Consider the following 9,354-nt stretch of genomic DNA (forward strand, 5'->3'; position numbering starts at 1 on the left):
ACTTTTTAATAGTTAATGGATTTGACGGGTACAGTTGGAAGAAGTTACACTTCTGCGGAGAATTTCCCCCTTATCCCGGCGTCAGTAACTGATACCAGGTGTGACTCCTTTTTATGATAGAATAAGCATGTAATTAATAGATATCATAGGAGGATTAAAATGATTAAAAAAGCGTTCGCCTCCTTTTACTTGCTTGCCGGTTTACTACTTTTTGCAGGCTGTGGAACCGAAACCGCAGAACCTACTTCAATAATAGAGGATGAGGCAAGTACGGCTGAAGTCGAAGTAGAACAAGTTGAGAAAAAGCCTGCTAAAGAGGTCGAAAAAGAGGTTGAGGAAAAGGTTGGAGTCACAGCCGATAAAAAAGTTGCGCTGTCGAAGATGTCCGTCCACTATATTGACGTCGGACAAGCCGATGCAACTTTGTTGGAATTCAGTGATGGAGATGATGCCTATTCCATGCTGATTGATACAGGTGACTGGAATTCTTCAGAAGTGGTTTCTTATCTTCATGCACAGGACATAAAAGATATCGATATTATTGCAATCACCCACCCGCATGCCGACCATATCGGACAATTAAGTCTTATTTTGAATGAATTCAATGTCGCGGAAGTGTGGATGAATGGCGAAACAACCAATTCAATGGTATTTTCGAAGGCTTTGGAAACCATTGAAGAAAAGGGCGTGGATTATTACGAGCCTGAAGTGGGTGATGTATTCGATATAGGACCACTTGAAGTCGCCGTTTTACATCCAGGAAACCTGTCGGGCGGTACAAATGACAATTCAATCGCAATGCGCTTACAGTACGGCGGAATCTCCTTCCTCTTTACAGGGGATGGTGAACTGCAGGCGGAAAGTGATTTACTAGCAAGCGGAGCTACTTTATCCGCAGATATTTTGCATCTTGGGCATCACGGCTCCGATACGTCAACAAGTAGCCGTTTCCTAGAGGCGGTACATCCGAAAGTAGCAATCTATTCCGCCGGGATTGATAATTCATACGGTCATCCTCATGCCGAAGTCATTAATCGTGTACAGACATTTGGCGCTGAACTTTACGGTACCGATGTCGATGGCACGATTATTGTTGAAACAGATGGGACTACATTTAATGTACTAACGCAAAAAGATGGAACTGTCTCACCTGGATCATCGACAGAAGTAGAAACCAAAACAGAGCCCGAAAAGGAAACACCGCCAGTATCGACCGGATCTTGTGTTAACATTAACACAGCGAGCGAGGCAGACATTCAAGGTATTATGCACATTGGTCCTGCCCGGGCAAAGGATTTAATACAACTTCGACCATTTGCTTCAGTGAATGATTTAAGTCGTATCAAAGGCATCGGACCTGCTCGTATCGATGATATTATTGCGCAGGGAATCGCCTGCACTGGAGGTTAAACGATGTATGCAGCTTATTTTGAACGATTAACGGACAACAACCAAGCGCTTCTTTTAGTTGAAGAATTGCAGAAACAGTTCCATGTCGATACATCCGCCCTTCCGGTTGGAAGTAAGGTCGGAATGTGGTTTTCGGTTGGGGTGGAAGATGACCAGCTTGTATCGATTTTACTTGATGAGGATAAAACACAGACGATGAAACAGGAAATCGATGATCGTATGCAACGTTTGCAATCAAAGAAAACGAGCCGTTTTAAACGGAACTGACTGTTATCCTTGCTTCCTAACGACCCACATGCTATGATTCAACAACGTCTTCATTTAGCGAGTGATAAATATGTATAAATCCATATTCAACCAAAAAAACTATTTCAAACGCCAAAACCCTTGACTGAAACCAGTCGAGGGTTTTTGTTGCCCAAGGGAAAGTCTATCACTGGAGGTGCTAGGTTATGAGTCAGCAGACCAATTCAAATGCTTCAATCGTTGCGGTATGGATCAGTTTACTTAGCAATATCGTTTTAACCGTACTTAAAATCACGGTTGGTTCCCTTTTCCATAGCCCCGTTCTTCTCGCTGATGGTTTCCATAATGCGGGTGACGTAGTAGCCACGGGCGCCGCCTTAACAGCCATGCGTATCTCCAAACGCCCCGCTGACGAAGACCATCCATATGGCCATGGTAAGGCTGAAGTAATCAGCTCCGCAATTGTGGCGCTCATTTTAGGATCGGCGGCCATCTTTATTGCCTACGAGGCAGTAAAAGCTATTTTTGAAGAGCCCGCAAAGGCAAGTCTGCTGGCATTGCTAACCGCCATCATTTCAGTTATATGGAAACAAGCCTTATATGTATACACAATCCGTATCGGAAAAAGTTCGAACAGTAAAGGTCTAATCGCAACAGCGTATGACCACTTGGCAGATGTCTACGCCTCATTAGCTGCTGTAGTGGGAATCGGACTTGCGTGGATCGGCGGCCATTATCATATTCATATTCTTGTTTACGGTGATCCGATTGCAGGTATTATTGTCTCTGTCCTAGTATTTAAGCTTGCCTATCAGATTGGCAAAGAAGCACTGGATACACTAATGGAAAAAAGCGTGGGAATCGACCGTTTGAACGACTTCGCTATCCTGATCAAATCAATTCCTGAAGTGAAACGTATCGATCGTCTACGCGCTAGAGAACATGGGCATTATATATTGGTCGATGTCCGTGTAAGCATCCCTGGTGAATTAACAATCCAAGAAGGACATGATATTATCCGCGAAATGAAGAAGAAGATCATGGGGAATCACCCCGATGTGGATGAAGTTCTTATCCATTTAAATCCTTGGTATGATGATGCGTTTGATTAATAATAGAAAAATGCGTAAGCAGGTTAGTACTGCTTACGCATTTTTTCGTTTGCATATATCGTTAAGGCACAAGTACAAGCTTCCCAATTGTTTTACGTCCCTGCAGTAAACGGTGAACTTCCACTGCTTTTTCCAACGGATAGATTCCACCGATTGTGAGTTTGAGTTGGCCATTGGCGACGTAGTCCAACAATTCTTTGAAGCTACTTTGATACATTTCGGGTCTATTCATAATTTGCGGCAGGAAGAAACCGATGACGGACTGGTTGCGTTTCATCAATTGTCCCCCGTAGAGCTGTGACTGTTCGCCACTTGCTGCACCAAAAACAACTAGTCGGCCAAATGTAGCGAGGCATTTAAGCGATTTCTGGAAAATATCGCCGCCCACCATTTCAAGTATGATGTCAACACCTTTACCGCCTGTTAACTCGCGTACTTTCAATTCCCATCCTTCTTCTGTATAGTTCACAAGGTGATCGGCGCCCAATTCCTTGGCATGTGCAAGTTTCTCATCACTACTTGCTGTTGCAATCACAGTGCCTGCCCCGAACAGCTTAGCTAGTTGGACGGCAATCGCGCCGACACCACCCGCTGCTGCATGAACCAATACCGTTTCCCCTTTTTCGAGTCGGCCCATCGTTTTCAAAATATGGTATGCCGTCTGTCCTTGTAAGGGCAGTGCAACAGCATCAGTGAATTCAACGCCATCCGGTACAGGCGCAAGAGCCATTTCGTGTACGGCTGCATATTCCGCATAGCCTTTCGATTCGATGAGTGACACGACACGCATCCCGGGCTTGAACCGTGTTACATCCTTGCCGACCGCAACAATTTCGCCAGCTATTTCCGCACCGGGTATGAACGGCAACTCAGTCGGTACGACATACTTCCCTTCACGACGGGCCGTATCCGCATAGTTAACGCCGATTGCTTTCACTTCAACTAAAACTTCCCGGTCCCCCATTTCAGGTATTTCGATAGCGACCATTTTCAAAACATCCGGAGACCCATATTCTTCAATTCTAACGGCTTTCATTGTGTCGACTGCATTGACTGTTGTCATTTCAATTCCCCCTTAGGAAGTATAGTGTTGTGCTTCATTTATATAATCCGCGATTTCCCGCTTCGTTTGGATCGTTCCTGTGCGTGACAATTGGCTTAGTTTTCTCGTCACATCTGTGAGCATTGCTTTCTGTTTTTCTGTTGTCGCAATGCCTTGGACGATTTTTCTCGCCGTCATTTCAACGTTAAGTATCGTATCATCGATAAAAGCCTGTGCCAGCTTCACTTTTAGAGAAGATGAGTCATTTCTATCGTTCCCTACAGCTTTTAAGCTCCGTAACACGACCGATTCTGCGGCGTAAAGTGCAATGCCCAAATCAGCAAGTTTCAACAGTATTTCTTGTTCATTCGCGATGCCTTTGCCGGCAGTTTCATAGCCAAGTCCCGCACATAGTAAAAAGACATTTCTAATCGTACGAACCGCTTCTTCCTCACGTGAAAGGGTTGCATTCGTATAGCTAGCAGGTTTCCTTAGTTCCGTAGTCGCCTGAATGACCAGTTCAGAAAGTGGAACAGCGCCTTTTCCTGCCTGACGGAGAAGCGTCATTGGAATGAGAAGGCGGTTGATTTCATTGGTTCCTTCAAATATACGGTTAATGCGCGAGTCCCTGTACACCTGCTCGATTTTATATTCTTTGATGAAGCCGTAGCCACCGTGAAGCTGAAGCGATTCGTCCGAAACTTGATGAAGTGTTTCCGATCCATACACCTTGCACACGGCACATTCCACCGCATACTCCATCATCCGTTTCGCAATAAGTTGGTGGTCGTCTGAATGAGACAAGTCCCCCAATGCCTCTTCCAAATAAGAGGCTGTCCGATACTGAATCGATTCAGATGCGTAGATTCGAATAGTCATGTCCGCGACCTTTTCTTTTGTTGCCGTGAAAGAAGCGATTGTTTGCCCGAATTGCTCACGCTCTTTTGTGTAATGAAGCGCCAATTCGAGACCGTATTTAGCTGCACCTGTACATGCTGAACCCAAGTTGAAGCGTCCTAAATTTAGTACGTTCAATGCGATATGATGACCTTTTCCCACTTCTCCCAGTAAATTCCTTGCAGGAACCTCACAGTTTTCAAAAAACACTGCAGTTGTTGATGAACCTTTAATGCCCATCTTCTGCTCTTCAGGTCCAAGTGATAGTCCAGGAAAATTCTTTTCAACGATGAAAGCGGTGAAAGCTGTGCCATCCACTTTCGCATACACAATAAATGTATCTGAAAAAGCGGCATTCGTTATGAACATTTTTGTCCCGTTTAGAATATAATGCGTGCCCGCTTCATTTAACTTTGCAGTTGTCTTTGCAGCTAGCGCATCCGAACCAGCAGATGGTTCGGTCAGACAGTAAGCACCGATGAATTCACCCGAGGCGAGTTTCGGCAAGTAATATTCCTTCTGCCACTGCGTTCCAAAATAAGTGATCGGCAACGTCGCGATGCATGTATGATTTGAATGTGCAACGCTGTAACCGCCTCCCGCGCCCAAATATTCACCGACGAGACCTTTATTTATTTTATCAAGCCCTAGTCCGCCGTACTTTTCAGGTATGCTATGTGCAAGTAATCCAAGACTGCCTGCTTTTTCAAGAAGTGTCTTGACGAGTGAAAAATTCTGTTTTTCAATTTCCTCATTATTTGGTCGAACTTCCTTTAGTAAAAAGCTTTTCGCTGTGGTAGCAATCATCCGGTGTTCATCCGTAAAATCTTCCGGGGTGAAAGTATCCTCTGGTTGGGATGGACTGTAAAGAAATGCCGCCCCTTTATACAATAGTGTTTCATTTGCCATAAATGATTTCCCCTTTCACAACCATCAATCCATTTTCAAACTGCGGAACAACAGGAGCAATCCCCTTGTTTGCCGCAAACCGAACGTCGTCCAACAATCCAGCCTTCACCATCATTTCCCCAGTTTTGGACGCTTTTAAAACTTCTTCCGCCTTCCCCTCATTACCTTGGTAAAAAAAGAGCGCCGCTTTCGCTGAATCTGTCAGTTTCAAAGTAGTATTCCGTCCAATCAATTCGCTGATGAAATACCCCGCGCCGTAAAAGTCCTCCATAGCAAAATGTCCGCCTGAACCCGCGCATAAGACAATGATGTCGTCATAGGCATGTTCTTTTGCAATCTTAGTTGCGACAGCATTTCCATTCAATAAGGATGCTGCATATACTGTTCCAGCCGTTGATGCATTTAGAATTGTAACGGTCCCATTCGTCGTTGAAAGCACAACAGATTTCCCTGAAACAGTGTTTTTAAGATAGGTCGGAAGCGGGTCTAAAAATCCATCAATCGTCTTTCCCCCAGACTCCCCTGTAAGAATTACCGTGGACTCGGCCAGACTAACCTTCACTTGCTGCGCTTGTGCACCATCCATTACGGGAATGATTTCTTTTGCACCATAATGGAGTAAAGCAGAGATAGTCGTTGTCGCAAGCAATACATCAAAGACGACCGCAACTTTTCCCGCACCCAGTTTATGGCTAAGAACTTCCTCTTTCGTAAAGACTACATGCAACTTCGGTCCCTTTTCACGTGAATGTCCCATTACGCTTGCGTCGTTCCATTCAGTGCGTGACGGACAAGACTATGGACAAACTTATCCATATGAGCGAAACGCGGATCTTTTGTTTGCCCTACCGAATAACGGTAGTAAATTTGTTGGCAAATGACAGCCAGTTTAAAATAAGCGAATGTCACGTAATAATGGATATGTGATACATCGCGACCGCTTTTTTCAGCATAACGGGCGATGAACTCATCTCGCGTATAGAACCCTTCGTGAACGGTGATCGGTGGTTTTCCCAGTGCGGTCAGTAGCATTTCGGGATCATCCGCTTGCATCCAGTAACTCATCGCCGCCCCGACATCTAGAAGCGGATCTCCTACAGTCGCCATTTCCCAATCGAATAATCCAGTCATCCCGGAAAAATCACCGGAAAACATGGCGTTATTCAACTTATAGTCGTAATGAATGATTGTAGGCGAAGAAGATGTAGGCATATTCTTTTCAAGCCAAGTAGTTAACTTCGCAATTTCAGGAAGTTCGGCGGTCTTCGACTTTTCATAACGCCCAATCCAGCCCGTTACTTGTCTTTCCACAAACCCAGCCGGCTTCACCATGTCAGCAAGTGCAGTTTGCGTGTAATCAATCGCATGCAGCTCGACAAGTTTATCTACCATCATTTCGGAAAGTTTCCTTGCGAGTTCAACCGATCCCTCGACGCCATCCGGGTATGCTGTATCTAACACAACACCATGCCGCCTTTCCATGATGAAGAACGGACTCCCTATAATCGATTCATCAGCCGAAAAGACAAGCGGCTTTGGTGCAGTGTCAAATACGGGATGAATGGCCGCCAGTACATTGAATTCCCGCTCCATATCATGCGCTTTCGGTGCAACAGGCCCAAGTGGCGGACGTCTAAGTACAGCTTCCCAGTCCCCGATTTCCAGGGCATATGTCAAATTGGAATGACCCGCGCCGAATTGTCGAATATGCAGTTCGCCTTCCGGTAGATTGTCAATCGTTTCACGAAGGAATTGTGCAAGTCTTTCTATATTCAGTTCTTCGCCGATTCGGATTGGTATCGTATCTTTTAGTGTCTTTTCCACTGAACACACCCCTTTACATTGCGTTTCTATTAGTGTTTCATCGTTTTTATTGCGTAACTTTTTCCTTATTATAAGTATAGAAACCTTGACCCGTTTTTCGGCCGAGGTCCCCCGCCTTTACTTTCTCCTCGATGCAGGCAGGTGGTTTATCCTCACTATTTCCTGATTCCGTAAAGCGATGTTGCATGGCATTGTACACAACATCCGCTCCCGATAAGTCGATCAATTCAAAAGGTCCGAGTGGATGCCCAAGAGATTTTTTGACAATGCAATCGATGTCTTTGAAATCTGCAATACCTTCTTCGTAAAGATGGATTGCTTCCTGATGGATTGCTCCCAATATACGATTGGCGACGAAACCGGCTATTTCTTTTTGCAGGAGAATGCCAGTCCGACCAATTTGCTTACAAACAGCCATTGCCGCTTCTGCTGTTTCATCTGCCGTTTTTTCACTCTTAACGACTTCTACACATTCCATGACAAGTGGTGGGTAAAAGAAATGCATATTACAGACCTTTTCAGGACGATTTGTTGCTCCTGCTAGTAGTGAGTTCACGATTGTTGAGCTATTTGTCGCTAGAATCGTATGATCCGGTGTTAGCTGGTCGAGTTTCCTGAACAATTCACGTTTCGCATCTACTTTCTCTACAATTGCTTCGATAACCAAATCGGTATTTCTCGCTGCCTCTTCGAGATTTGTTGTGTAGGTGAGATTTGCAAATGCCGTCTTTTTCTCTTCATCGGTCAGCTTTTTCTTTTCTACCCATTGATTCATCCGCCCATTTAGGCTAGCTTCCGCTTTTTGTAATGCTTCCTCATTTACATCTTGCAAAATGGTTGTATAACCGCCAAGTGCACAGAGCATTGCGATCTGGTGACCCATTTGACCTGCTCCAACTACAACAATGTGTTTGACGTCATGTGTTTTCATTTCATTCCTCCTCTGATTGAATACCGTATAATACAAAGTCGGCGAACATATAAGCTAATTCTTTAGCCGATACTTCCCCGGCAGGATTGAACCATTGGTAGCTCCAGTTTGTAACACCTAAAATTGCAAACGAAGTCATTCTAGGATGAAGGCCTTTCCGGAATTCACCCGTTTGAATACCTTGCCGAATTATTTCTTCAATAGTAAGTTGAAACGTTTCCCGTTTTGCTTTGATGATTTTTGCATTGTCCGGCGCTAAATTTCGCATTTCCCTGAAATAGACGCGGCCGTTCGGACCTTGTGTTTCAATGTCCTCGATGAGAAGCATCACAGTTTTCACGACTTTTCCCCGGTTGTCACTTTCACTTTCCATGATTGCTTGTTGTCTATTAAGCAAGTCGTCGATGTAGCGCAAATGGATATCCATGAGTAGCGTTTCTTTACTTGTGAAGTAATAGTAGAATGTACCTTTTGTGACGTCTAGCGCGTCGACAATATCTTGTATGGATGTTTCGCTGAATCCTTTTTGTTGAAAAAGAAGGACGCTTTGTTTTATGATTTTTTCTTTCATGGGTGCACAACGCCTTTCTCTGTCGATTTAAATTGTCTTAAATGTTGGCATAAAGAATCCTCTCAACAACGCTTGGCGCTTGGGGATGCCTCCCGCAATAAGCCAGACAAAAGACCGCGAGGCCGCTGAAAAAGTCCGACTCTCTTCAAATCCCGTTGATTTTCGTTCCGAGCGGACGCTTTCCGCGGGCACGGCTTCAGCCGCTTCCCTCGCTGCGCTCAGTCCAGGGTCTTCAACTCGTGCTGTTCCCGCTGGAGTCGCCGCTCTCCACTACAATCAACTAGTTCTTACTATAAAAAAGTACCCCAGATAAAACGATCTTTCACTCAGTAGAGAAAAGGTCGTTTTTTTTGTATAATGAAAGTAACAATTATCCTAGGCGGTGTTCCCGATGATCTCCAACCAACAGTCC

Annotated in this window: 9 protein-coding genes; 3 read left to right on the forward strand and 6 right to left on the reverse strand. The window is 44.8% G+C overall.

What is annotated here, in order from left to right:
• The first annotated feature begins 159 nt into the window (after positions 1 to 159).
• The 3 genes from FILTAD_RS09280 (at position 160) to FILTAD_RS09290 (ending at position 2,768) form a co-directional block, all read left to right on the forward strand.
• The gene (locus FILTAD_RS09280; protein WP_238988206.1) at positions 160 to 1,410 is read left to right on the forward strand and encodes an MBL fold metallo-hydrolase; all 1,251 of its coding nucleotides are present in this window, start codon (positions 160 to 162) and stop codon (positions 1,408 to 1,410) included.
• 3 nt (positions 1,411 to 1,413) lie between these two features.
• Positions 1,414 to 1,677: a DUF3006 family protein gene (locus FILTAD_RS09285; protein WP_124070351.1), complete on the forward strand. Its 264-nt coding sequence runs from the start codon at positions 1,414 to 1,416 to the stop codon at positions 1,675 to 1,677.
• A gap of 185 nt (positions 1,678 to 1,862) precedes the next feature.
• A complete protein-coding gene (locus FILTAD_RS09290; protein WP_124070352.1) occupies positions 1,863 to 2,768 on the forward strand; it encodes a cation diffusion facilitator family transporter in 906 nt (301 codons plus the stop codon).
• A gap of 61 nt (positions 2,769 to 2,829) precedes the next feature.
• Here FILTAD_RS09290 and FILTAD_RS09295 read toward each other — a convergent pair whose 3' ends face one another.
• Genes FILTAD_RS09295 through FILTAD_RS09320 form a run of 6 tightly spaced genes read right to left on the reverse strand, consistent with a single transcriptional unit; the run spans position 2,830 to position 8,942 of the window.
• Positions 2,830 to 3,804, reverse strand: coding sequence for a quinone oxidoreductase family protein (locus FILTAD_RS09295; RefSeq protein ID WP_124070406.1), 975 nt, complete (start codon positions 3,802 to 3,804; stop codon positions 2,830 to 2,832).
• A 39-nt stretch (positions 3,805 to 3,843) separates the two neighbouring features.
• Entirely contained in the window at positions 3,844 to 5,616 is a 1,773-nt protein-coding gene (locus tag FILTAD_RS09300) for an acyl-CoA dehydrogenase family protein (RefSeq protein ID WP_124070353.1), read from the reverse strand.
• Positions 5,606 to 6,373: a 2-phosphosulfolactate phosphatase gene (locus tag FILTAD_RS09305; protein ID WP_124070354.1), complete on the reverse strand. Its 768-nt coding sequence runs from the start codon at positions 6,371 to 6,373 to the stop codon at positions 5,606 to 5,608. The genes FILTAD_RS09300 and FILTAD_RS09305 overlap by 11 nt, the downstream gene beginning before the upstream one ends.
• Positions 6,373 to 7,440: a phosphotransferase family protein gene (locus FILTAD_RS09310; protein WP_124070355.1), complete on the reverse strand. Its 1,068-nt coding sequence runs from the start codon at positions 7,438 to 7,440 to the stop codon at positions 6,373 to 6,375. Before FILTAD_RS09310 ends, FILTAD_RS09305 begins: the two co-directional genes overlap by 1 nt.
• A gap of 46 nt (positions 7,441 to 7,486) precedes the next feature.
• Complete coding sequence (locus FILTAD_RS09315; RefSeq protein WP_124070356.1) at positions 7,487 to 8,371, reverse strand: 3-hydroxyacyl-CoA dehydrogenase family protein; 885 nt, start codon at positions 8,369 to 8,371, stop codon at positions 7,487 to 7,489.
• 1 nt (position 8,372) lies between these two features.
• On the reverse strand, positions 8,373 to 8,942 hold the full coding sequence (locus FILTAD_RS09320; protein WP_124070357.1) for a TetR/AcrR family transcriptional regulator: 570 nt from the start codon (positions 8,940 to 8,942) through the stop codon (positions 8,373 to 8,375).
• Positions 8,943 to 9,354: the final 412 nt, after the last annotated feature.

The sequence above is a fragment of the Filibacter tadaridae genome, assembly GCF_900609045.1.
GTDB classification, from domain to species: Bacteria; Bacillota; Bacilli; order Bacillales_A; family Planococcaceae; genus Sporosarcina; species Sporosarcina tadaridae.